This window comes from Pseudomonas sp. Z1-14, assembly GCF_051132005.1.
Lineage (GTDB): Bacteria > Pseudomonadota > Gammaproteobacteria > Pseudomonadales > Pseudomonadaceae > Aquipseudomonas.
Genome location: NZ_CP071646.1, coordinates 5,147,589 through 5,170,097, shown reverse-complemented (window position 1 = coordinate 5,170,097; position 22,509 = coordinate 5,147,589). Strand labels below are relative to the sequence as shown.

The following is a 22,509-nucleotide window of genomic DNA, read 5'->3' as shown; positions in this document are numbered from 1 at the left end:
GCTACGAAGCAGCACGGCTTGCCGCGAGGGTAATCGACACTGACTCGGCGAAGCGCAAGGCGTGCGGCTTGTCGACTTCGACCTCGGCGTACAGCACCGACTCGTTGGCCATGACCAGGTCAAGCAACTCCTGGGTCAGGCGTTCGAGCAAGGCGAATCGGTTGCCCTCCACATGGGCGATGATTGCCTTGGTGATGGTGCGGTAGTTCAGGGCGTGGTCGATGTCGTTATCGCGCACTGCCTCTTGGGCCGCGTAGAGGATGGTCAGGTTGATCAACACATCCTGCTTGTTGAGGATCTCGTCCTCGTTGATGCCAATGAACGTACGCAGGCGCAGGTCCTTGACCTTGATGCGCGCCATGGCGGGTTGAAGTTGTGGCATTTATTGGCTCCGTCGAATCAATTGCAGGAACTCCTGGCGCGTGGTGCTGGACTCGCGAAAAGCGCCAAGCATCACCGAGGTGTTCATCGTCGAGTTCTGTTTTTCGACACCGCGCATCATCATGCACATGTGCTGGGCTTCTATCACCACCGCAACGCCGGCGGCCTGGGTGACCTGCTGCACCGCGTCAGCGATTTGCCGGGTGAGGTTTTCCTGGATCTGCAGGCGACGGGCGAACATATCCACCAGCCGGGCGATCTTCGACAGCCCCAGGACCTTGCCCGTAGGAATATAAGCCACATGGGCCTTGCCGATGAAGGGCAGCAGGTGATGTTCGCACAATGAATAGAGTTCGATGTCGGCAACGATCACCATTTCATCGCTGTCGGAGGCGAACAGGGCGCCGTTGACGATCTGTTCGATGCTCTGTTCATAGCCATGGCAAAGGTACTGCATGGCCTTCGCGGCCCGCACCGGTGTGTCAAGCAGGCCTTCGCGTTCCGGGTCTTCGCCCAGGCCGATCAGGATCTCGCGGTAATGCTCGGGCGACAGGGCCATTGCGCTTCCTCGGAACAGGATTATTTGATGTGCCGCCCACCGTTGACGGTCAGGGTCGTGCCGGTGACGTAGGGGTTGTCCAGCAGATAACGCAGGCTCTGGTAGATCACTTCACTGCCCGGCTCGAAACCCAGCGCGGATTTGGCCAGGGCCTTGGCCCGATAGGCTGAATCGTCGTCGGGATTGAACAGTAGCAGGGCCGGGGCGATACCGTTGACCTTGATGGCGGGTGCGTATTTTGCCGCAAACGACAAGGTCAGGCTCTCGAGCCCGGCCTTGGTGGCGCAATAGGCGATGTGCCGGCTGCTGCCCTTGCGGGTCACGTCATCACTGATGTGCACGATATCGGCCGGCACCGAGCGTTGCAGCAGCTCGGCGCACTGCAGGTTGATCAGGTAAGGTGCGAGCATGTGCACGCCAAACATCGCGCCGAAGGCGGCCGCCTCATCGCCTGGGGTTTCGGCCAGCCAGGCCGAGGCGTTATGCACAATGGCGCGTAGCTGGTCGGTGTGCTGCTTGAGTTGTTCGATGAAGGCGATGATTCCCGCTTCACTGGAAAAGTCGGCAAACAGCATCGTGGCCCCTGAGTCCCGTAGCGTCTGCACGCCCGGGCGTTCGGTGCGATAGGTGGCGATGACCGGTTGCCCGTCTTCCAGCAACCGACGGGCGCAGTGCAGGCCGACACGCTGGGCTGCGCCGGTGATGAGGATCGGAGCGGTAGGCATGGGGCGGCTCGGTTTGCGGCGGAAGCAAAACTATAACAGTGCCGGATACCGTGTACCTATTGGCAACCGATCCAGTGAATGCATTGCCAATTTCACTGTGGGAGCGAGCCTGCTCGCGAAGGCGTTGGTCCAGCTGGATTCAATTTGGCTGGCAGGCCGCTTTCGCGAGCAGGCGCGCTCCCACACGAAGTCCTGCTGCATTAATGGTTCTGCGTCGCCGGCACTGGTCGTTGCGGTGCGCCGGCGAGCCAGTTCGCCAGCAAGTGGGTCGATAACGGGATAAACAGATAAACCATCAGCGGCGTCAGGATGAGCGTGCTGATCAGCACCCGGCTCAACATGCCCAGTTCAACCAGTAATGGCCCCAGCAGAAAATTGAACAACAACGAAACCGGAAAAAACGCCAGCCAGATAGCCACCGCCTGTTTCCAGCGCGGTGGGCGTTGGTTGACGGCGCCGAACCAGCCGTCGATGCCGCGCACACGGTGTTCGGAGGGATGGGCAAACAGCTCGCTGCCGCGTCCCAGCCAAGCCGTACGCGAGGCCGAATGTTCCCATGCATGCAGGGTCTGCTCATCGGCGAAACGGAAGATGATCTGGAATTCGTCGTCTTCGGGCGGCGGCGCAAGTACGCCTGAGCCCAGGTAGCCGGGGAAGTCGGTCGCCAGTTGCTCGCCTTCGCGCAACCAGGCGATCAGGTCCTGATAGCGGCCATTGGCGACGCGGCGGGCAACCATCAACGTGACGGGTGAGGCAGACATTTTGTATCTCCATGTTACGGTTGCGGCACTCCGGGTAGGAGATTCGCTTGAAGAACGGCCCGAGGGTAAGGGGGCGGCGTTCGATGCCTGAAGGCAAGCAAGGATTATTCCTTGTAGGATAAAAAACTACAAATTCGAATATGGTTCGCCATCTCCCTTGTAAAGACATCCCCGGTGAGGAGTAAACTGGGATCCAATTCGAGCCGGGTAAGCCTTCGGAATGAGCGTGATCATCGAAGAGAACCTTGCGTTTCAGGCCTCCGTGGCTTTGAAAAGCGAGGACTTGTTTCCCATCCGTGAAGTGGCGCGGGTGACTGGCGTGAATCCGGTGACCTTGCGCGCGTGGGAGCGGCGCTACGGCCTCATCCAGCCCACACGCACCGAAAGCGGGCACCGCCTGTATTCATTGGGCGATATCGAAAAGGTTCGCAGCATTCTCGCCTGGATCGAACGCGGGGTAGCGGTGAGCAAGGTGGGGAAAATTCTCGCCAGGACCGAGTCGGTCCAGCCAGCCTCCAGGTTCATTTCGCCCGATCTGGTGCGCGCCGATTACGCCCAGTGGCAACAGCTCGTGGCTGAAGCAGTCGGCAACTTTGACGATGTGGAGCTGGATCGGGTCTATGGACAGATTTTTTCCAGCTATACGGCACCGGTCGTCTTCCAGGACATCCTGATGCCGCTCTGGCGAGCATTGCTCCAACGCCAGCATGAGTTCGGGCAGACCAGTGAGTGGCTGTTTTTCGACGGTTTCTTGCGCTCGCGTGTCATGCAACGACTCTTGCTGAAGCGCGAAACTTCGTCGCGCCGGGTCCTGGTCAGCGCCATAGCTGGCCAATGCCGGGAATTGGAGTTGCTGGTCACGACGCTATTCATCTCCAGGGCGGAGGTGGATGTCAGGCTCATGGCTGTCGGCCAACCCTTTGACGAATTGACCCTGATTTGCCAGAAGATCAAGCCATTGGCGCTCGTGCTGGTTTCCAATCATGCGCCGGCCGCGGAGCTGCCCAAGCGGCTGAACAGGCTGGCGATGAGCCTCGATTGCCCGGTCATGCTCGCCGGCGATGCGTCCGACCTGGCGCAGGAAAGCCTGGCGGGCTCTTCCATCGCTTGCCTGGGAAATGAAGGCATGCTGATGCGCCAACGCTTGCGTCAATTTCTGGCGGGTAACCTGGACACTTGAATGGCTTGCTAGGATTTGTACGAAAAGTCGCCGATCGTCGCGCAGGCACTTTTCGTACAAAGCCTAGAGGTGCATCGCCGGATGGGTCAGACGATGTTGCTGGAGGATGTACTGACGCAGGCGCTCGGTTTCGTCCTGGTCATGCTGATTCAGATGGTAGGCGTACAGGCCCTGATCGGTTTCCCGTTCGAACGTACCGCGAAGCGAAATTCTCTCGTAGCCTGAAGGGCTGAACCACAACGCGAACTGTTTTGGCGGTTTGGTGCGGTTGCGAATTTCCAGCAGAACGCCCTTGCAAGATACCTCGTGCACCCATAAAGGACCTGGCTGACCCTTGGCATTTTCCAGCGCAACCGGTGCCTGGAGCGTCAGGCGCCATGGGCGCACCTTTGGTCCATCCTCATAGATGCTCGGCACACCCAGGCGCAGGTGCATGGCATGGAATTCGTCTTCCACCAGATGCAACGGAAAGGTCATCTGCTGGTTTTCGAAATTGGCTTGTAACGTGACCTGCTCGTTTGCCGCCAGGCGCGTCAAAAGGTCACGGATCTGCGACCCACCGTTTACCAGCAAGCTCGACGTGACATCCCGCTCGTTCAACTGCGGGCTATGCTGCATGGTCCGGATGAAATCCAGCTCATCCTGGGTAAGAAGGGCGTCGCGCTGCATACAGTGCTCGAAAAATATGTGCGAGTTCACGGGTGATTGTAGTGACTGACCATTAATTCGCCGTTTTGTTTGCGCCGTTCGTCGCATCCAGGCGCGCAATGGTCTCCCGTGCTTCAGCCAACTCCTTTTCAAGCTGGGCGATTCGCTGTTGAGCTTTCACCTGGATTGTCACGTCCTTCTGCACACCGACGAAATAAGTGTGCCCGTCAGCCTGGTTTTTCACGGTCGACAACGACAGCTCATTCCAGAACGGCGTGCCGTCCTTGCGATAGTTGCGAAGGACCTGTCGGCATGATCCGCCTTGCTTCAAGGCCATGCGGATGTGCTCCAGGGCCGGTTGATCGCGATCGCCGGACTGCAGGAAACGGCAGTCCTGGTAGAGGATCTCGTCGCGGCTGTAGCCGGTCAGCCGTTCAAACGCCGGGTTTACATAAATCAGGATATTGTCTTCGTCGCCTTCCTTTTCGGCGATGACGATCCCGTCGTTCGAAGCGCTGATCACTAACTGCATCAAGTGAGCATTAATCATGAGGCCTCCAGCCATCGTCATCCCTGCGTGCGCTGCATTCTAGAAGAACTCTGGGCGATGTCTACTTGCCATTATCGGTTGTTGAGAATCAATCCCGGCATCACTGTTCAGCCTGCTACCATTGCGGCTCTTTATTCCGCTTCAGGATCAGATTGATGAAAGTCGCCATCCTTTCCGGCTCCGTATACGGCACCGCCGAAGAAGTCGCCCGGCATGCCGCCAAATTGCTTGATGACGCCGGTTTCCAGACATTCCACAATCCGCGGGCAACCCTGGCGGATATCCAGGCGTTTGGCCCGCAGGCGTTGTTGGCCATAACGTCCACTACCGGCATGGGCGAGCTGCCGGACAACCTGATGCCATTGTATTCGACGATTCGCGACCATTTGCCCGCGTCGTTTCGCGGCCTGCCCGGTGCGGTGATCGGCCTCGGGGATGCCAGCTATGGCGATACGTTCTGCGGTGGTGGCGAGCAGATGCGCGAATTGTTCGCCGAGCTGGGCGTGCACGAGGTGCTGGCCATGTTACGCCTGGATGCCAGCGAGAGTGTGACGCCGGAAAGCGATGCCGAGCCCTGGCTGGGCGAATTGATCGCTGCATTGCGCCATTGATGGAGGAGCGGCCGGCACTGATCGCGGATGTTCGCCTGATGACCCGCTAGGTCAGTAAGCTGGCTGCCAATGCAACTACCGGCCCTGGCGGAGCTGACTAGACTGGTTTTCTGTTCATGGAGGTTGGATACGCCTCCACCATAACAAGAAACCAGAGGTCATAACCGTGAGCGTGACGCCCATTCAATCGACACCCGGCATCAAGGACCAGGTCAGCGCCGCGGAATGGCAAACCCGCGTCGATCTTGCCGCCTGTTACAGGCTGGTCGCGCTGCACGGCTGGGACGATCTGATCTTTACCCATATCTCCGCCAAGGTCCCCGGCACCGAAGATTTCCTGATCAACCCGTTCGGGTTGATGTTCCATGAAATCACCGCGTCGAGCCTGGTCAAGGTCGACCAGGCCGGCAACAAGCTGATGCCCAGCCCCTACGAGATAAACCCGGCGGGTTACACCATTCACAGTGCGGTGCACGAGGTGCGGCACGATGTGATGTGTGTGTTGCACACCCACACGGCCGCCGGTGTCGCGGTATCGGCGCAAAAACAGGGCGTCCTGCCGATCAGCCAGCAATCGCTGTTCGTGCTGTCGAGCCTGGCGTATCACCCTTACGAAGGGGTCGCCCTCAATCCTGAAGAAAAGGCCCGCCTGCAAGCGGACCTGGGCGACAGTAATTTCCTGATGCTTCACAACCACGGTCTGCTGACTTGTGGCGGCACCATCGCCGATACCTTCCTGATGATGTTCATTTTCCAGCGAGCCTGTGACATCCAGGTTCTGGCGCAGACCGGCGGCGCTGAGTTGATCGCCATCGAGCCTCAGGTGCTGGCCGGTGCCCGGGCGATGGTTGCCGGGGTGACCCGAAGCGCCCAAGGCATGGGGGGCGCGCTGGCCTGGCCGGCCTTGCTGCGCAAACTCGACCAGCAAGATCCGGGTTATAAAAGCTGATGCCCATGGTCCAGATTCCGCTGCGTATCTGGCGCCAGCGCGGACAGACCTTCATGTTTCGAGGTCACGCTATCCGCTATTGGGTGGCGGGCCACGGCGAGCCTCTGCTGTTGATCCACGGGTTCCCGACCGCCAGTTGGGACTGGCATTACCTGTGGCAGCCGCTGGCACAGCGTTACCGGGTGATCGCCTGCGACATGCTCGGTTTCGGTGACTCCGATAAACCCGTGGATCACACCTATAGCCTGTTGGAGCAGGCCGATCTGCACCAAGCGTTGCTGACGCATTTGAATGTGACGCAGGGAGTTCATGTGCTGGCCCACGATTATGGCGACAGCGTGGCCCAGGAGTTGATTGCCCGGCACAGCGAGGCGCGCGCCGACGTCGCCAGTTGTGTCTTTCTCAATGGTGGACTGTTCCCCGAGACCCATCGCCCGGTGCTGATGCAGAAGTTGCTGCTCAGCCCCTTGGGGTGGCTGATAGGCCGGGCCTTCTCCAGGGACGGGCTGGTGAAGAGTTTCCAACGGATTTTCGGCCCCAGGACCTGCCCGACCGAAAGCGAGATGGATGATTACTGGAGCCTGGTCGAAACCCATCACGGGCCGCGGATCATGCACAAACTCATCGCCTATATTCCCGAACGACGGGTGCAACGCGACCGTTGGGTGCAGGCGATGCAGCGCGGCGAAGTGCCGTTGCGGGTCATCGACGGGGCAATCGATCCGATTTCCGGTGCGCATATGGTGGCGCGTTACCGCGCCTTGATTCCGAACGCCGACACGGTGCTGTTGCCTGACATTGGTCACTATCCACACACCGAGGCACCTGTTCAGGTACTCAAGCATTACCTGGCATTTCGCGAAATCATCGCGGCGCCGATCAGGCAAATGGCCTGTTCATGACCGATTGCCTGGCATCATCCCCTCACCTTATCGCCCACCATTCACTCTGAGCCCAGTTGATTGTGGCCTGCCGACTTGTGCCGGACACTCGTGGCAATGTCCTATCGGCCTGCTGGAGTTCTGCCATGAGTGAATCTGTGCGCTTCGAAGATAAAGTCGTGATCGTCACGGGAGCCGGCGGCGGCCTTGGCCGCGCTCATGCGCTGCTGTTTGCCCGGCAGGGCGCACGCGTGCTGGTGAACGATCTCGGCGGGTCGGCGCAGGGGGAGGGCGCCAACGCCTCGGCAGCGGATCGGGTGGTGGCAGAAATCCGTGCCGCCGGTGGTGTTGCCGAAGCCAATCATGACTCGGTCACCGATGGCGACAAGCTTGTGCAAAACGCCCTCGACGCCTTCGGCAGGGTGGACGTGGTCGTCAATAATGCCGGTATCCTGCGCGACAAGACCTTCCATAAGATGGACGATGCCGACTGGGACCTGGTTTACCGTGTCCATGTCGAAGGTGCCTATAAAGTCACCCGCGCCGCCTGGCCGCACCTGCGCGAGCAGAACTACGGACGAGTGATCTTCACCGCCTCCACGTCCGGCATCTATGGCAACTTCGGCCAGTCCAACTACGGCATGGCCAAGCTTGGCCTGTACGGCCTCACTCGCACCCTGGCCATCGAAGGTCGCAAGAACAACATCTTCGTCAACGCCATCGCCCCCACCGGCGGCACGCGGATGACCGAAGGCCTGATCCCGCCGCAGGTATTCGAACAACTCAAACCTGAACTCGTCAGCCCGCTGGTCGTGTACCTGGCCAGCGAAGCCTGCCAGGAAACTTCCGGATTATTCGAAGTAGGCGGCGGCTGGATGGGCAAGGTGCGCTGGGAGCGCAGCCTCGGTGCCGGCTTTGATCCGCGCGAGGGGTTTTCACCTGAGGACGTCGCGGCTCACTGGCAGCAGATTTGCGACTTCGAAAACGCAGTCCACCCGAACGACAACCTGGAAGCTTTGAAAGAGATGATGGCGAACCTGCAGCGTCACGCCATTTGAGTCGCGTCCCTGGGCACGTTGTCGCCAGGCGCGGCACCGCGCTCAGGGGAAGTACTTCTGCACCAGGGCCGCGAGATTCGCGGCGGTCTCCATGTCCATCACACCGTCATGTTTCGCAGGACGGAAATGCAACTGGAAGGCGCGGACCAGGCGTTGGAACCCAACATTGGTCGTCGCGGCCGACGTATCAAAACCATACCTCCTGAACAGACCGAGCAATTGCTCGCGGGTCGGCACGCCGCTGATTTGATAGGCCTGCAGGAAAGCCTTTTGGGCGTGGTCATCAAACCAGGCGCCGATACCCTTGAGATACAACGCATGCCACGGAAACATCGGGCCGGGATCACTCTTGCGCCCGGCGGCGATATCCGAGTGCCCCACTACGTTTACCGGACTGATTTCCGAATGGCGTTTGAGGATATCCGTTGCCAGGTATTCGATCGCCTCGATTTGCTGGGGCGCATAAGGCGGAAAGGTAAATTGCCCTTGGTTGTCCGTTGCCAGATTGACGATTTCGACGCCGATCGAAGTATCGTTCAGGTTGCTGCGATTACCCCAACTACTCACCCCGGCATGCCAGGCCCGCTGGCTCTCGTCCACCAGATTGAAGATCTGCGGCTCCTTGAAACCCGCCTTCAAATAGGTAGGGTCGGCAAAGTCCGGGATGAGGTAATGAGCACTCACGGACGGGCCGGTCAAAGCATTTATCGAAGAGGCGAAGTTGCCGGCGGTGTAATGGAAGACTAGAAAGCGAACGCGACTGTTGTAGCCTTTTTTTGAACGATGGGTTGTGTTGTTTATTAGCATTATCAAATAACTCACTGGTTAATAATCGAAGCGGAGCGCTGCGATTGAATTTCAGCGTAACAGATGAGTTATTTAAGCGTGTGTAGTGGGTTTCGGGCTTTGTTGTAGGAATGGGTTCGTTAATGAAAGGGGCGAATCTATTGGGTGAGCTGTGGAATACGCCTGGTGATCCTTAATGACCGAAGTAGGCAGCGTGACGGTAACGCAAAAAAACCGACAAAGTATTACGTGTCAATTTTTCTCACGGGATTCTGATTTTGTACCAAAGATCCAGTCGGCTATTAAAGGCCGTCGCCAGATAGAGAGGCAACGGCCTGAGACCAAGTTAGATCAAGTGCTTTCGGCGTATCTTTTTTCCAATACGAATTTCGGTGCTTTCCAGTTTGGTCCCTTTAGGCATAGACCTTTTTCCCCCCTTGTCAGTATTCCCGCCTCGAAAAGGTTCTTATAAGTTATTTCAAGCTCCCCGTGTTGTATTAGCTCACGCTTGTGGCGCCTGATCATCATGTCTAAGTGCGGAGAAGCCTTCAGTAGCGCAAAGACCGTGACGATCTCTTCCAAAGACTCGTTCTTAACGATCTGCTCGACAGTGCTCATTGCGACATCTCCTTCAGAAGCTTCTGATAATCTCTTTCATCCTGTAGTCCCGCTTTGGCTAAGGCGTCGGAGGTATAAAGTAATGACTCGTGATCGTGGACTTTAAAATCTTCGAGTGTCGCGGTATGTGCATTGTTCCAAGCGGGTGAGCTTTGCTCGGGCGAGAAGTCGTCAGCCAGCCCGAGGTTTCGAAATCTTTCGAGTTCTCTAATCTCATGAGTGTAGTACCGCCGATCTGTATCGGTGATATTGATATTGCCACTCAGAATGTTTTCAAGCCGTACGATCATCACATCGTTCGCATCAGATTGGTTCAGCCGAGAGATATGCAGTTTTAGGGCATCCAAACCGTCCTGAGTGACGGTCGCCGTGCTCCAGTCTAATTCCACAATAGGCCCTCCCGCCTGCTCCGGATTGAAGTTGCGTCCACTGTGCTCACCTTTGGTGGTAGCACCCTCGTAAGGACTGTTGAAGACGGTATAGATCGGTGGAATGCCCGAGTCAGCTGGAAACACTGTAACGAACCCACCAAAACGGTAGAGATCAAACTCCGGGTGCGTATCGGTTCGTCCAGTTACCGCCACTGGCGTCGCGCCGGTATAAGGGATCATGTTCGGCACGCTGGCGGGCAGCGATGTCGATGCGCCGTCCGGCTTCACTATGGGCGTCCAGATAATGTTGCTGGACGCAGCATCCGGGCTTACGGACCGGTAAAAGTTTCCCAGCGGATCAAGCGTGGCGAGCCGTACGGGGACCTTGGAGAATGTCGGTGCACTTTGGGTGCTTGTTACGACGTACTCCGTTTTTTTGCTCGTTGTTCTGGAGCCAATGATGAGGGGCAGGATGATCTCACCCTGTACTGCTGCGATTGCCTGCAGATCGTCGGAGTTGTCTGGCGAGAGTTCGGAAAGGGGGACGCTCAAGGCATAAAGGTCGCTATTTCCCAGTTCCGATGAGTAAAGCAACGCCGCGAACCCCGCCAAAGCTGGCACTGTTACCGCTGTGAGCGATTCGATAGCCATGGCGACCGCGGTCCTTAGCGCAGTCTGGATTGCCAGCATCGTTGCCGGGCTTGTGGCCACAGTGCTGCCGGCCATGGCGAACACTGGACTGGCTGCCGCGCCTACCATGGGCAGTGCCCGACCAGACAGGGCTTGGCCTAACGCTTCTGCCTGGGTCGCACGCCGGATCTCGGCTTCGGCTGCTTTGCGAGCCTCTTCCTCGGCCTGGCTGTTGGCTTGCGCCTGGGCTTTTGCCTGCGCAGCGGTTTCCTCCGCCGCGAGTCGTGCTTGTTCTTCAGCGGCGTATTTAGCTTCGGCTTCAGCGGCTTCACGTGCCGTCTCAGCGGCCACACGTTGGGCTTCGGCTTGAGCAGCGGCCAGCGCTTTCGCCTGGGCCTCTGCGACGACTTTATTCTGCGCGGCCAAGAGGGCCTCAAGGAGTTTCATCTGTTCGGCAAGAAACTTCGCCTGGTAAGCGGCGGCGTAAGATACGTTCCATTTGGCAATGGCGTCGGTATAACCCCTTTGCCCTCCGCGACCACCTACGAGTTCAAAGCCTTTATGAGGGGGGTGCCCAGTCATGTGGGACAGCGGATCATAACCATAGTAAAGATTGGCGCTGGTTATTTGTTGTTGATGGTCTGCCCTGGTTTTGGAAAGTTGCTGGTCAAGGGTTTGTAACTCAATATCGTAAGCGGCGGTTTCCAGTGGGGCAGCAGCCCGAACGGCTGCTCTTGTATTCGCAAGTTCGGCATCGGTTATGTATGTAATATTCTGGATGTTTTCCGTAAAACATTCTTCGACCGACTCATTGCTTTCAATAAGCCATTCAAACGCGTAGTCAACTGCGTCGAATCCACGGTCGGAGTGGTCCGGGCCCGATACGCCCCCTACGCCAAAACCAAAGCCATGAGACGACGTAGGCGTGCGGGGTATACCTCTATTTACAACGATGTTCTTTTCCTGCGGCATGTCGAGGTCCTTTCGAATCGAATAATGGAAACTCATGTCGGTATTCATGAATCCGTGCATGGTCATAGGGATCAGTGCCATCCGTGGCGACGACGAAGACTATAAATTCAAACGCTTTAGCCAGACAGGTAGGCCTTTCCGACAATGTTGTAGGAAACAAGAAAGTCCCCCCGCGGAAATAACCCGGAAATAAAAAAGGCCGCTGCAAAACGCAGCGGCCTAAACGTGACGTTGTAAAGGAGCTACAAATCAACGTCAGTGGACACGGGGACGATGGATTGATGCGCAATCCATCCGAATGACGGTGCGCCAGGCGCGAGGGACGCCTGGCGGCTTGCGCTTGCAGGCCCGTTGTCCCGCAAGCCCGGCCAGCATAGGGATGGGACGTTTTCGGAAACAGCCCGGATCCGGACATGCACTGTTGCAGTGCATGTAACAGTGCAGGCGCAGCGATGAAAATGCACGCCGTTGATAACCTCTCATCCAGTCCGTTCATGCACCACGCAAAGGCCCGGCCCGCATGGGCTGTCATCCTTTGGAGGTACATCGCGAATACCCCCTTGGTGCGCTTATCGCCCATGACGTGGGGCAGTAGGGTGGAGGCTCTGTCACTCACCGGGGAAGACGCATGACAACAATAACAATGCGCGCCATCTTCAAGCCGCAGGCGCTGGCCGTCGCGGTGGCCTTGGGTTGCTGTGCCCAGGCGCAGGCCGTTTCATTCAACATTGGCGAAATCGAGGGGCAGTTCGACTCCTCGCTGTCGGTTGGCGCGAGCTGGGGCATGCGCGATGCCGACAGGGATCTGGTCGGCACCGTCAATGGCGGTACGGGCCAGTCTTCCACCGGTGACGACGGCCGATTGAATTTCAGGAAAGGCGAGACCTTCTCGAAAATCTTCAAGGGCCTCCACGACCTCGAACTCAAGTACGGCGACACCGGCGTGTTTGTCCGTGGCAAGTATTGGTACGACTTCGAGCTCAAGGACGAAAACCGCGAGTTCAAGGACATCAGCGACAGTAACCGCAAGGAGGGCGCCAAGTCGTCGGGGGCGCAGATCCTCGATGCCTTCGTCTATCACAATTATTCCATCGCCGATCTGCCGGGCACGGTGCGCGCCGGCAAGCAGGTGGTCAGTTGGGGCGAAAGTACCTTCATCGGCAACTCCATCAACAGCATCAACCCGGTGGATGTGTCCGCGTTCCGTCGCCCGGGTGCGGAGATCAAGGAAGGCCTGATCCCGGTCAACATGCTGTTCGCCTCCCAGGGCTTGACCGACAAGCTTACCGTCGAAGGTTTCTACCAACTGGAGTGGGACCAGACGGTTGTGGACAACTGCGGCACCTTCTTCGGTAACGATGTGGTCGCCGATGGTTGCACCGATGGCTATACCGTAGGCAGCCCGGCGATTGCGCCGTTCGTGCCGTTGACCACCGCGTTCGGCCAGGGCATCCAGGTGACCAGCGAAGGCGTGGTCATTCCCCGTGGCGGTGACCGCGATGCGCGGGACTCCGGCCAGTGGGGCACGGCGTTGCGCTGGCTCGGCGATGACACCGAGTACGGCCTGTACTTCATGAATTACCACAGCCGCACGCCGACTGTGGGCACCACTACGGCGGGGCTCTCTACGCTGGCTGCGCTGCCGGGGATGGTCGCGACTGCAAACGCCATCGCCCCTGGCAGCGGCGCGGGCCTGGCGCAAAGCGTGATGTTGGGGCGCGGTGGGTATTACCTCGAATACCCTGAAGACATCCGCCTGTACGGCGCCAGTTTCTCCACCACGTTGCCGACTGGCACGGCGTGGACCGGCGAAATCAGTTACCGCCCCAATGCACCGGTACAGGTCAATACCAACGACCTGACCCTGGCCTTGGTGAACCCGATCGCCGGAGGCGCCGCGTCACCGATCGCCACTTCGCCGGGCGCGGACAATACCGGTTACCGCCGCAAGGAAGTGACCCAGGTGCAGAGCACCCTGACGCACTTCTTCGACCAGGTGCTGGGCGCCGATCGCCTGACCGTGGTCGGCGAAGCAGCGGTCGTCCATGTCGGCGGTCTCGAATCGAAGGACGAGCTGCGTTATGGACGCGATTCGGTCTACGGCCAGTACGGCTTCAACGGCGACACCGACGGTTTTGTCACCTCGACCTCCTGGGGTTATCGCGCCCGGGCGATTCTCGACTATTCCAACGTTATCGGCGGGGTGAACTTCAAGCCCAACCTGTCCTGGTCCCATGACGTGGCCGGCTATGGGCCCAACGGTTTGTTCAACGAAGGGGCCAAGGCGGTCAGCGTGGGTGTCGATGCCGATTACCGCAACACTTACACCGCCAGCCTGAGCTACACCGATTTCTTCGGCGGCGATTACAACGTTCTCGAAGACCGCGACTTCCTCGCGCTGAGCTTCGGCGTGAACTTCTGATCTGGCTGACAAGGAAAACCCAATGCGCAAGATGATCCTGCAATGCGGTGCCCTGGCCCTGAGCCTGCTGGCCGCGAACGTGATGGCGGCGGTCTCGCCGGAGGAAGCGAACAAACTGGGCACCAGCCTCACCCCGCTGGGTGCGGAAAAGGCCGGCAACGCCGATGGCTCGATCCCGGCCTGGACCGGCGGTATCCCGAAGAATGCCGGTGCCGTGGACAGCAAAGGCTTCCTCGCCGACCCGTTCGCCAGTGAAAAACCGCTGTTCACCATCACCGCCACGACCGTGGACAAGTACAAGGACAAACTCTCCGAAGGCCAGGTCGCGATGTTCAAGCGCTACCCGGAAACCTACCGGATTCCGGTCTACCCGACCCACCGCAGCGTTGGCCTGCCGCCGGAGATCTATGAGGCGGCCAAACGTAGCGCACTGAACGTGAACGCCATCAACGACGGTAACGGCCTGGCCAACTTCACTGGCAACCGCTACTACGCGTTCCCGATTCCCAAGACCGGCGTGGAGGTGCTGTGGAACCACGTCACCCGCTACCACGGCGGCAACCTGCGGCGCGTCATCATCCAGGCCACACCGCAGACCAACGGCAGCTTCACGCCGATCCGCTTCGAAGAAGAGATCGCCGTGCCGTTTCTGATCAAGGACGCCGACCCGGAAAAAGCCAGCAACGTACTCACTTATTTCAAGCAAGAGGTGACGGCCCCGGCGCGCCTGGCCGGTAACGTGTTGCTGGTGCATGAAACGCTCGACCAGGTGACGGAGCCGCGTCTGGCATGGATCTACAACGCCGGCCAGCGTCGCGTGCGTCGTGCCCCACAAGTTGCCTATGACGGCCCGGGCACCGCTGCCGACGGCTTGCGTACTTCCGACAACTTCGACCTGTTTTCCGGCGCCCCGGATCGCTACGACTGGAAGCTGGTGGGCAAGAAGGAAATGTACATCCCGTACAACAGCTACAAACTCGATTCACCGAGCCTCAAATACGATGACGTGATCAAGGCCGGGCACATCAACCAGGACCTGACGCGTTACGAGTTGCACCGGGTCTGGGAAGTAGTGGGTACGGTCAAGCCCAGCGAGCGGCACATCTACGCCAAGCGCCACATGTATATCGATGAGGACAGCTGGCAAGCGGCACTGGTGGATCACTATGACGGGCGCGGCCAGTTGTGGCGCGTGGCCGAAGGGCATGCCCAGTTCTATTACGACCATCAGAACCCGGGCTACACACTCGAAGCGCTCTACGACATCATCGCTGGCCGCTACATTGCCCTGGGGATGAAAAACGAAGAGAAGCACGCCTACGTCTATGGGTTCGAGGCTCGGGCAGCCGACTACACGCCGGCAGCGTTGCGGTCGAGCGGGGTTCGCTAGATCGTCTTGGCAAAATACCCGTGGCGAGGGAGCTTGCTCCCGCTGGGCCGCGAAGCGGCCCCAAAGCCCTCCAGGCCCTGAGCAAAACCAATGACCGACAGCTGAGCTGCCGGTCATTTTTTTATGAGCCGCAATCAGCGCGCTGAATATTTCTCCTAAGGTGCTCGACACAGGTCTAGGGTGATGGAACAACAATAAAAGGGACCTTGCACAATGACCGCCATGACCGCCATGACCCCGTGTCCGGACCGTCCCGGGCTGCTGCCGCGCCTGTCTTCGACGCATGTGCCACGCCGGTCCTTGAGCGAGTCGTTGCTGGCTTCCGAGGCGCGGGTAAAGCTGCTCTACGCACCGGCGGGCAGCGGCAAGAGCGCTTTGTTCGCTGAATGTTTCCTGCAAGCGCCCCCGGGCTGCCGGCTGCATTGGCTGCGGCTGGGGGGCGCGGCGATGGATGTCGCGCAATTCTGTGAGTGCCTGGCCCAGGCCCTCGGATTGCCGGTGGTCGATGAGGCGAGCCTGTTGGCTCACCTGGCACGGTTGCAAACCCCGACATGGTTGTTCCTGGATGATTATTGCCGGGTGCCCAATCCGGCACTCGACCAATTGCTCGACCGCTTGCTGAACACCAGCAGTCCGGCGCTGCATCTGTGGCTCAATGGCCGTCGCCGCCCGCATTGCAATTGGCCGCGCTTGTTGCTGGACGATGAGCTGCACGAGTTCGACGCGCAAGCCCTGGTTTTCACCGCCGAGGATGTTCAGCAATTGCTCGGGCATTTGCCCGGCCCACTGGCAGCACGCACCGCCCGCGAGGTGGTTCAGCGCAGTGGTGGCTGGTGTGCCGGGGTGCGCTTCGCCTTGCTCGAACGTTGCGAGTGGGCGCGGAGCAACGCTTCGTCGGGGCGTGCCGGGACTTTGCCCGACTACCTCGAATATGAATTGTTTGGCGCCTTGTCCCCGGAGCTGGCGCAGGCCTGGCGCGTGCTGGCGCATTTGCCGCGCTTCAATGCCCGGCTTTGCGAGCATCTGTTCGGCGATACGGTGGGGGCCGAATGCCTTCCCTTGCTGCTGGACCTGGGATGCTTCATCGAACCGTGGGCGCAGTCTTCGGAATGGATGCAGATTTTCCCTCCGCTGGCCCGCCTCGTGCGTGAGGAGCCCTGGCCCCAGGCGCGCTCCTGGCACCGGCGGGCCTGCCAATGGTTCGCCGCCGAGCAGGATTGGCCGATGGCATTCGAACAGGCCATGCAAGCGGGGGAGTTCGAGACCGCCGTGAGTGTCCTCCAGCATCTGAATTTCGAGCATGTCTTGCAGGGCAACAACGTCCAGCTGTTATTGAGCCTGCATGACCAGCAGGACGAGGCGTTGTCCCTCGGTACGCCGCAATCGGTGGGGCTGGTTACCGCAGCCTTGCTGTGTGCCGGACGTTTCGCCGAGGCCGAGCGGTGCATCGAGCAATTGGGCAGGTTCGCGCCACAGCCGCTGGCCTGCCGGCAGCGAGAACTGATTGCCCGCTGGCAGGTCTTGCGTGGTTGGCTGCTGCATCTGGACGGCGAGGGCGAACCGGCGCGTGAGCATTTCCTTCAGGCCGAAGCCGGCCTCGAACCGCACGCCTGGGCCCTCAAGGTGCTGTGCCTGATCGGCCAGACGCAGCAGGCACTGCTCAAAGGTGAGCTGGCGTCCGCGCAATGGATCAACCGTCAGGCGCTGTGCCTGGCCCGGGCTCATGGGTCGCTGGTGTTCGAAGGATTGCTGGAACTGGATCACGCCCAGGTGCTTGAGCAACGCGGCGCGCCCCATCGGGCGGATCATTTGTTGAGCGCCGTCCAGGTGCTGCTCGACAAGCCCGGCCAGGACTTTTCCGCGTTGCTGGGACGTATCGCCCTGCGACGTGGGCGCCTGGCGTTACGCATGGGATCTGACGAGCAGGCCGCCGAACACTTTCAAGCCGGCCTGGAGGCGGGCCTGCGCAGCCAGGACAAACAAGTGCTCTACGGCTTTCTCGGCAAGGCTTGCCTGGCGGCCAACCGGGGTGACTATGGCGAAGCCTTCATGCAACTGCGCGACGCCGAGCGGATCATGCAGCAGCGACACATCCCCGACACGGTCTATCGCGGCGTGCTGCTGCAAACCAGCTGTCAATTCTGGTTGCAGCAGGGGCGCCCGGAGCTTGCTCATGAAGTCTTGACCCGGGTCTTGCGGCATTTCCACGGGCCGCAGGCCAAGCAGGCGCCGCCAGCGACCCTGGAGCTGATTCCGCGTCTTGAGTATCTGCTGGTGCTGGCCGAGGTCTACCTGCATCGGGCGCATGAGCCGCAGGCTCGCCTGCAGGCGATGATCGCCCAGGCACGGCAGCGCGAAATGCACGCATTGGAAACGGAGTTGCAGTTGGCGCTGGCCGAGGTCGTCTGGTTGTCCGTCGATCGCACTTCTCTTGGATTGATCGCGCCGGAGGCGCTCAAGCAAGTGGCCTGTTGGCGGGCGCAGCAAGCCTTGGGTGAGCTGCGTATGCGCCAGCCTGAACTGGTGCACTGGATGCAATCTCAGGAGCGGATCGAGCTGCCGGGACGCGCGGCGGAAGAAACGCTGCTCAGCCAGCGCGAACTGGAAGTACTGGAACTCATTGCCCAGGGCCATTCAAACCAGCAGATCGCCGAGCGCCTGTTCATCTCGCTGCATACGGTGAAAACCCATGCGCGGCGGATCCATAGCAAGCTGGGCGTACAGCGGCGGACACAAGCGGTCGCAAAAGCGAAAAACATGGGCGTGATGAGTTAGCCAATATCCTGCTGGGCTGATGACCCTGAGTCATACCCCATTCGCCGGCTCACGGCCCGGGTCGCGGTCAACAGGCGCTGCGCCGCCGGGCCGTTTTCGTCGGCGTGGAACAGCGATGTCGGACCCACAATGGTCATGACTGCCGCCACCTGGCCCATGGCGTTGAATACCGGCGCGGACAAGGCATCAATGCCGGGCATCAACAAGCCATGCACATGGTGCAGGCCGCGACTGCGGATCTGCCCCTGCAAGGCGGCATAGACATTGTCATCGGCCAAGGCGTGGTCAGTGGCGTCGCGCACCTCCTGTTCGCGCAGCTCGATGGTCTCGCGCTCCGGCAGGTAGGCACTGAAAACCAATCCCGTGGATGAGCTGAGCAACGGCAGGACCGAGCCCAGTTGCGTCACCACGGTCACGGCCCGCACGGCGGGTTCGATCCGCACCACGGTCGCGCCGTGATTGCCCCACACCGCGAGAAAACAGGTTTCGTTCAAGTCGTCGCGCAGTTCGGCCAAGGGCAGGGCAGCTACTTGCAGCACATCCATGCCGTTGAGCGCCGCCAGCCCTACGCGTAAGGCTTCGCGGCCCAAACCGTAGTGGTTGGTTGCGCTGTTCTGTTCGGCGAAGCCACTCGCGATCAGGGCTTGCAGGTAACGATGAACCTTGCTGGCCGGCATCTGCACATGTTCGGCCAGGCGTGACAGCGAGGTGGAAGGGGACAACTCGGCCAAGGCCTTGAGGATGTCGGTGCCGACCTCAGCGGAGCGGACTTTCTGTTTACCGTTGCTGGGCGGGTTTTCCATGGAGGTTCTGGTCCGGAAGCGAATGGGCGTCTTTATAGCTTGACGGTGGTCGCCGAGCAAATTACGTTATGCGTAATCGAATTACGATAAAAATAACCCGGTGCGCCCAGGCTCCTCCACAGAGCGACGGGACGCATCCAGTCCTGTATTCAGGAGGCTCCATGAACCTCGATTCCACGGCGTCGGACCTGGCTTACCAGTCTGGCTTCGGTAACGAATTCGCCAGCGAGGCGCTGCCCGGCGCACTGCCCGTTGGCCAGAACTCTCCGCAGAAAGCCCCGTACGGCCTGTACGCCGAACTGTTTTCCGGCACCGCCTTCACCATGGCCCGCAGCGAAGCGCGGCGAACCTGGATGTACCGCATCCGTCCTTCGGCCAACCATCCGGCCTTCGCCAGGTTGGAACGGCAATTGGCCGCAGGCCCGCTGGGCGAGGTGACACCCAATCGCCTGCGCTGGAGCCCGTTGCAGATCCCTGCGGAGCCCACCGATCTGATCGACGGCCTGGTGCGCATGGCGGCCAATGCCGGTGCGGACAAACCCGCCGGTATCAGCATCTATCACTACTGCGCCACCCGCTCCATGGAGCGGGTGTTCTTCAATGCCGATGGTGAGTGGCTGATCGTGCCGCAACTGGGGCGGCTGCGCATCGCCACTGAGCTGGGTGTGCTGGAAGTGGCTCCGCTGGAAATCGCCGTGCTGCCTCGAGGGCTGAAATTTCGCGTCGAACTGCTCGACGCGCAAGCTCGCGGCTACATCGCCGAGAACCACGGGGCGCCGTTGCGCCTGCCAGACCTCGGGCCGATCGGCAGCAATGGCCTGGCCAATCCAAGGGATTTCCTGGCCCCCGTCGCCCATTACGAAAACCTCGTGCAACCGACCACGCTGGTACAGAAGTTCCTCGGTGAACTGTGGGCCTGCGAGCTGGACCATTCGCCGTTCGACGTGGTGGCCTGGCACGGCAACAATGTGCCGTACAAATACGATCTGCGGCGATTCAACACGATCGGCACGGTCAGCTTCGACCACCCCGATCCGTCGATTTTCACCGTATTGACGTCGCCGACCAGTGTCCATGGCCTGGCGAATCTCGATTTCGTAATTTTCCCGCCGCGCTGGATGGTGGCGGAAAATACCTTCCGTCCGCCGTGGTTCCATCGCAACCTGATGAATGAATTCATGGGCCTGATCCAGGGCGCCTACGATGCCAAGGCCGAGGGCTTCCTGCCGGGCGGCGCGTCGCTGCACAGTTGCATGAGCGCCCACGGCCCGGATGGCGAGACCTGCACCAAGGCGATCAATGCCGAGCTCAAGCCAACGAAAATCGACAACACCATGGCCTTCATGTTCGAGACCAGCCAAGTGCTGCGTCCCAGCCGTTTCGCCCTGGACTGCGCACAATTGCAAACTGACTACGACGCCTGCTGGGCCTCGCTGCCGGTCACTTTCGACCCGACCCGGAGATAACCCATGACCCAAGTTTCCCCTACCCTCAGCTGGGTTGTTTGCGCTAATGGTCATCCCGACTTCCCGCTGCAGAACCTGCCGCTGGGCATCTTCAGTGTCGCTGGCGAAGCTCCCCGTAGCGGCGTGGCGATTGGTGAGCGGATCTTCGACCTGCAGGCCGCGTTGCAAGCGGGCCTGTTTGACGGCAAGGCGGCTGAAGCCGTCGAGGCCATGCAGGGCGGCCAGTTGAACGCCTTCTTCGACCTGGGGCGCGAGGCCCGGGTTGCCCTGCGCGAAAGATTGCTCGAACTGTTGCGCGAGGACAGCCCCCAGCGGGACGCGATCCAGGCCCAAGGCGCGCGGTTGCTGCCACTGGCGGCGGACTGCCAGATGCACTTGCCAGCGAAAATCAATGACTACACCGATTTCTACGTAGGCATCGAGCACGCGCAGAATGTCGGCAAGCTGTTTCGGCCGGACAATCCGCTGCTCCCCAACTACAAATACGTTCCCATCGGTTATCACGGTCGCGCTTCGACGGTTCGCCCGTCCGGTACCGATGTGCGCCGTCCGCAAGGCCAGACGCTGCCGCCCGGCCAGGCCGAACCGATCTTCGGCCCGTGCGCGCGGCTGGATTATGAGCTGGAGCTGGGTATCTGGATCGGCAAGGGCAACGCCCTGGGCGAGCCCATTGCCATCGGCGATGCGACCGAGCACATCGGCGGTTTCTGCTTGCTCAACGATTGGTCGGCCCGGGATATCCAGGCCTGGGAATACCAGCCGCTGGGGCCTTTCCTGTCGAAAAGTTTCCTCACCAGCGTATCGCCGTGGGTGGTGACGGCCGAGGCTCTTGAGCCGTTCCGTCGCCCGCAGCCGGCACGCCCGGAAGGCGACCCCCAGCCGCTGCCGTATCTGCTGGACAAGCGTGACCAGGCTGGCGGAGCCTTTGATATCGAACTGGAAGTCCTGCTGCTGACCGAATCCATGCGCGAGCAGGGCCTGGCGCCTCATCGCCTGACCTTGAGCAACACCCGGTACATGTATTGGACCGTGGCGCAGATGGTCGCGCACCACAGCGTCAACGGTTGCCAATTACAGGCCGGCGATCTGTTTGGCTCGGGCACATTGTCAGGGCCTGAAAATGGTCAGTTCGGCAGCCTGCTGGAAATCACCGAGGGCGGTAAAAAGCCGATCGAACTGGCATCCGGCGAAATCCGCAAATTTCTCGAAGACGGTGACGAAATCATCCTGCGCGCCCGTTGCGGCGGCGAAGGTGCCGCCTCCATCGGTTTCGGCGAATGCCGCGGCAAAGTCTTGCCGGCGCATTGAGGGGGCGGCATGGAGCTTTACACCTACTACCGTTCCACGTCGTCTTACCGGGTGCGCATCGCGCTGGCGCTCAAGGGCCTGGATTACCGGGCCCTGCCGGTCAACCTGATCGCGCCGCCAGGGGGCGAACATCGCCAGCCGGCCTACCTGGGGATCAACCCCCAGGGGCGGGTACCCGCGCTGCGTACCGATGAGGGCGCTTTGCTGGTCCAGTCTCCGGCGATCATCGAGTACCTGGAGGAACGTTATCCACAGGTGCCGTTGCTCAGCCGTGACCCCGTGCTTCGCGCACATGAGCGTGGCGTGGCCGCACTGATCGGCTGCGACATCCATCCACTGCACAATGTCAGCGTGCTCAACAAACTCAGGCAGTGGGGCCACGACGAAGCGCAGGTGACGGAGTGGATCGGGCACTGGATCAGCCAGGGGCTGGCAGCAGTGGAACAGTTGATTGGCGAAGACGGCTATTGTTTTGGCGCGGGGCCAGGCCTGGCGGACGTTTACCTGATCCCGCAGCTGTATGCGGCCGAGCGCTTCAATGTGTCGTTGCAGGGGTATCCACGAATCCGCCGGGTGGCGGCGTTGGCGGCAGCCCATGCGGCGTTCCAGCAAGCGCATCCGGCGAGTCAGCCTGATACTCCCTGAGTCGCTCCCACAGGGTGTGT

At 60.2% G+C, this 22,509-nt stretch carries 21 protein-coding genes; 11 read left to right on the top strand and 10 right to left on the bottom strand.

Annotated features, from left to right (window positions below):
- Position 1 precedes the first annotated feature (1 nt).
- From folX to J3P89_RS23865, 4 genes are all read right to left on the bottom strand, one after another.
- A complete protein-coding gene (gene folX, locus J3P89_RS23880; RefSeq protein ID WP_014340149.1) occupies positions 2-382 on the bottom strand; it encodes a dihydroneopterin triphosphate 2'-epimerase in 381 nt (126 codons plus the stop codon).
- Positions 383-940 (bottom strand): GTP cyclohydrolase I FolE, encoded by a 558-nt coding sequence (gene folE / locus J3P89_RS23875; RefSeq protein ID WP_434569779.1) that lies wholly within the window; start codon positions 938-940, stop codon positions 383-385.
- A 20-nt stretch (positions 941-960) separates the two neighbouring features.
- A complete protein-coding gene (gene folM, locus J3P89_RS23870) occupies positions 961-1,665 on the bottom strand; it encodes a dihydromonapterin reductase (protein ID WP_434695830.1) in 705 nt (234 codons plus the stop codon).
- Positions 1,666-1,865: 200 nt separating this feature from the next.
- The gene (locus J3P89_RS23865) at positions 1,866-2,426 is read right to left on the bottom strand and encodes an antibiotic biosynthesis monooxygenase (protein WP_434653654.1); all 561 of its coding nucleotides are present in this window, start codon (positions 2,424-2,426) and stop codon (positions 1,866-1,868) included.
- A gap of 220 nt (positions 2,427-2,646) precedes the next feature.
- On the opposite strand from J3P89_RS23865, the gene J3P89_RS23860 reads away from it, so the two are divergent.
- Positions 2,647-3,606: a MerR family transcriptional regulator gene (locus J3P89_RS23860; protein ID WP_434695829.1), complete on the top strand. Its 960-nt coding sequence runs from the start codon at positions 2,647-2,649 to the stop codon at positions 3,604-3,606.
- A gap of 63 nt (positions 3,607-3,669) precedes the next feature.
- Here the strand turns inward: J3P89_RS23860 and J3P89_RS23855 are convergent, their stop codons facing one another.
- Both J3P89_RS23855 and J3P89_RS23850 read right to left on the bottom strand, forming a co-directional pair.
- Positions 3,670-4,275 (bottom strand): hypothetical protein, encoded by a 606-nt coding sequence (locus J3P89_RS23855; RefSeq protein ID WP_434695827.1) that lies wholly within the window; start codon positions 4,273-4,275, stop codon positions 3,670-3,672.
- Between the two features lie 52 nt (positions 4,276-4,327).
- Positions 4,328-4,804, bottom strand: a complete 477-nt coding sequence (locus tag J3P89_RS23850) for a PAS domain-containing protein (protein WP_305501358.1) — start codon at positions 4,802-4,804, stop codon at positions 4,328-4,330.
- A gap of 155 nt (positions 4,805-4,959) precedes the next feature.
- Here J3P89_RS23850 and J3P89_RS23845 point away from each other — a divergent pair, with 155 nt between their 5' ends.
- From J3P89_RS23845 to J3P89_RS23830, 4 genes are all read left to right on the top strand, one after another.
- Positions 4,960-5,415 carry a flavodoxin gene (locus J3P89_RS23845; protein WP_434695826.1) on the top strand — a complete coding sequence of 152 codons (456 nt, stop codon included), beginning with the start codon at positions 4,960-4,962 and terminating at the stop codon, positions 5,413-5,415.
- A 166-nt stretch (positions 5,416-5,581) separates the two neighbouring features.
- The gene (locus tag J3P89_RS23840; RefSeq protein ID WP_434569773.1) at positions 5,582-6,364 is read left to right on the top strand and encodes a class II aldolase/adducin family protein; all 783 of its coding nucleotides are present in this window, start codon (positions 5,582-5,584) and stop codon (positions 6,362-6,364) included.
- Complete coding sequence (locus tag J3P89_RS23835; RefSeq protein ID WP_434695825.1) at positions 6,364-7,266, top strand: alpha/beta fold hydrolase; 903 nt, start codon at positions 6,364-6,366, stop codon at positions 7,264-7,266. The genes J3P89_RS23840 and J3P89_RS23835 overlap by 1 nt, the downstream gene beginning before the upstream one ends.
- A gap of 125 nt (positions 7,267-7,391) precedes the next feature.
- Complete coding sequence (locus J3P89_RS23830) at positions 7,392-8,303, top strand: SDR family oxidoreductase (RefSeq protein ID WP_434695824.1); 912 nt, start codon at positions 7,392-7,394, stop codon at positions 8,301-8,303.
- A gap of 42 nt (positions 8,304-8,345) precedes the next feature.
- On the opposite strand, the gene J3P89_RS23825 is transcribed toward J3P89_RS23830, so the two are convergent.
- From J3P89_RS23825 to J3P89_RS23815, 3 genes are all read right to left on the bottom strand, one after another.
- Positions 8,346-9,110 (bottom strand): N-acetylmuramoyl-L-alanine amidase, encoded by a 765-nt coding sequence (locus tag J3P89_RS23825; protein ID WP_434695823.1) that lies wholly within the window; start codon positions 9,108-9,110, stop codon positions 8,346-8,348.
- Between the two features lie 330 nt (positions 9,111-9,440).
- Positions 9,441-9,707, bottom strand: coding sequence for a hypothetical protein (locus J3P89_RS23820; protein ID WP_434695822.1), 267 nt, complete (start codon positions 9,705-9,707; stop codon positions 9,441-9,443).
- Positions 9,704-11,728: an S-type pyocin domain-containing protein gene (locus J3P89_RS23815; protein ID WP_434695821.1), complete on the bottom strand. Its 2,025-nt coding sequence runs from the start codon at positions 11,726-11,728 to the stop codon at positions 9,704-9,706. Before J3P89_RS23815 ends, J3P89_RS23820 begins: the two co-directional genes overlap by 4 nt.
- A gap of 580 nt (positions 11,729-12,308) precedes the next feature.
- Between J3P89_RS23815 and J3P89_RS23810 the strand changes: the two genes are divergently transcribed.
- From J3P89_RS23810 to J3P89_RS23800, 3 genes are all read left to right on the top strand, one after another.
- Positions 12,309-14,102, top strand: coding sequence for a DUF1302 domain-containing protein (locus tag J3P89_RS23810; RefSeq protein WP_434626045.1), 1,794 nt, complete (start codon positions 12,309-12,311; stop codon positions 14,100-14,102).
- Positions 14,103-14,124: 22 nt separating this feature from the next.
- Positions 14,125-15,492, top strand: coding sequence for a DUF1329 domain-containing protein (locus J3P89_RS23805; protein WP_434695820.1), 1,368 nt, complete (start codon positions 14,125-14,127; stop codon positions 15,490-15,492).
- 222 nt (positions 15,493-15,714) lie between these two features.
- A complete protein-coding gene (locus tag J3P89_RS23800) occupies positions 15,715-18,267 on the top strand; it encodes a LuxR C-terminal-related transcriptional regulator (protein WP_434698048.1) in 2,553 nt (850 codons plus the stop codon).
- On the opposite strand, the gene J3P89_RS23795 is transcribed toward J3P89_RS23800, so the two are convergent.
- On the bottom strand, positions 18,264-19,070 hold the full coding sequence (locus J3P89_RS23795; RefSeq protein ID WP_434653648.1) for an IclR family transcriptional regulator: 807 nt from the start codon (positions 19,068-19,070) through the stop codon (positions 18,264-18,266). The two genes, J3P89_RS23800 and J3P89_RS23795, sit on opposite strands and share 4 nt — an antisense overlap.
- Positions 19,071-19,231: 161 nt before the next feature.
- Between J3P89_RS23795 and hmgA the strand changes: the two genes are divergently transcribed.
- The 3 genes from hmgA to maiA are packed head-to-tail and all read left to right on the top strand — an operon-like array spanning position 19,232 to position 22,489.
- Positions 19,232-20,536 (top strand): homogentisate 1,2-dioxygenase, encoded by a 1,305-nt coding sequence (gene hmgA / locus J3P89_RS23790; RefSeq protein ID WP_434695819.1) that lies wholly within the window; start codon positions 19,232-19,234, stop codon positions 20,534-20,536.
- 3 nt (positions 20,537-20,539) lie between these two features.
- Positions 20,540-21,844, top strand: a complete 1,305-nt coding sequence (gene fahA / locus J3P89_RS23785; protein ID WP_434695818.1) for a fumarylacetoacetase — start codon at positions 20,540-20,542, stop codon at positions 21,842-21,844.
- A gap of 9 nt (positions 21,845-21,853) precedes the next feature.
- Positions 21,854-22,489: a maleylacetoacetate isomerase gene (gene maiA / locus J3P89_RS23780; RefSeq protein ID WP_434695817.1), complete on the top strand. Its 636-nt coding sequence runs from the start codon at positions 21,854-21,856 to the stop codon at positions 22,487-22,489.
- Positions 22,490-22,509: the final 20 nt, after the last annotated feature.

Bases quoted from the DNA above. Each gene is read 5' to 3' on its own strand.
- folE (WP_434569779.1), bottom strand. From the start codon at position 940: ATGGCCCTGTCGCCCGAGCATTACCGCGAGATCCTGATCGGCCTGGGC.
- J3P89_RS23795 (WP_434653648.1), bottom strand. From the start codon at position 19,070: ATGGAAAACCCGCCCAGCAACGGTAAACAGAAAGTCCGCTCCGCTGAG.
- J3P89_RS23850 (WP_305501358.1), bottom strand. From the start codon at position 4,804: ATGATTAATGCTCACTTGATGCAGTTAGTGATCAGCGCTTCGAACGAC.
- J3P89_RS23815 (WP_434695821.1), bottom strand. From the start codon at position 11,728: ATGAATACCGACATGAGTTTCCATTATTCGATTCGAAAGGACCTCGAC.
- folX (WP_014340149.1), bottom strand. From the start codon at position 382: ATGCCACAACTTCAACCCGCCATGGCGCGCATCAAGGTCAAGGACCTG.
- fahA (WP_434695818.1), top strand. From the start codon at position 20,540: ATGACCCAAGTTTCCCCTACCCTCAGCTGGGTTGTTTGCGCTAATGGT.
- J3P89_RS23865 (WP_434653654.1), bottom strand. From the start codon at position 2,426: ATGTCTGCCTCACCCGTCACGTTGATGGTTGCCCGCCGCGTCGCCAAT.
- J3P89_RS23860 (WP_434695829.1), top strand. From the start codon at position 2,647: ATGAGCGTGATCATCGAAGAGAACCTTGCGTTTCAGGCCTCCGTGGCT.
- J3P89_RS23810 (WP_434626045.1), top strand. From the start codon at position 12,309: ATGACAACAATAACAATGCGCGCCATCTTCAAGCCGCAGGCGCTGGCC.
- J3P89_RS23845 (WP_434695826.1), top strand. From the start codon at position 4,960: ATGAAAGTCGCCATCCTTTCCGGCTCCGTATACGGCACCGCCGAAGAA.
- J3P89_RS23800 (WP_434698048.1), top strand. From the start codon at position 15,715: ATGACCGCCATGACCCCGTGTCCGGACCGTCCCGGGCTGCTGCCGCGC.
- J3P89_RS23835 (WP_434695825.1), top strand. From the start codon at position 6,364: ATGCCCATGGTCCAGATTCCGCTGCGTATCTGGCGCCAGCGCGGACAG.
- hmgA (WP_434695819.1), top strand. From the start codon at position 19,232: ATGAACCTCGATTCCACGGCGTCGGACCTGGCTTACCAGTCTGGCTTC.
- J3P89_RS23855 (WP_434695827.1), bottom strand. From the start codon at position 4,275: ATGCAGCGCGACGCCCTTCTTACCCAGGATGAGCTGGATTTCATCCGG.
- folM (WP_434695830.1), bottom strand. From the start codon at position 1,665: ATGCCTACCGCTCCGATCCTCATCACCGGCGCAGCCCAGCGTGTCGGC.
- J3P89_RS23805 (WP_434695820.1), top strand. From the start codon at position 14,125: ATGCGCAAGATGATCCTGCAATGCGGTGCCCTGGCCCTGAGCCTGCTG.
- maiA (WP_434695817.1), top strand. From the start codon at position 21,854: ATGGAGCTTTACACCTACTACCGTTCCACGTCGTCTTACCGGGTGCGC.
- J3P89_RS23820 (WP_434695822.1), bottom strand. From the start codon at position 9,707: ATGAGCACTGTCGAGCAGATCGTTAAGAACGAGTCTTTGGAAGAGATC.
- J3P89_RS23825 (WP_434695823.1), bottom strand. From the start codon at position 9,110: ATGCTAATAAACAACACAACCCATCGTTCAAAAAAAGGCTACAACAGT.
- J3P89_RS23830 (WP_434695824.1), top strand. From the start codon at position 7,392: ATGAGTGAATCTGTGCGCTTCGAAGATAAAGTCGTGATCGTCACGGGA.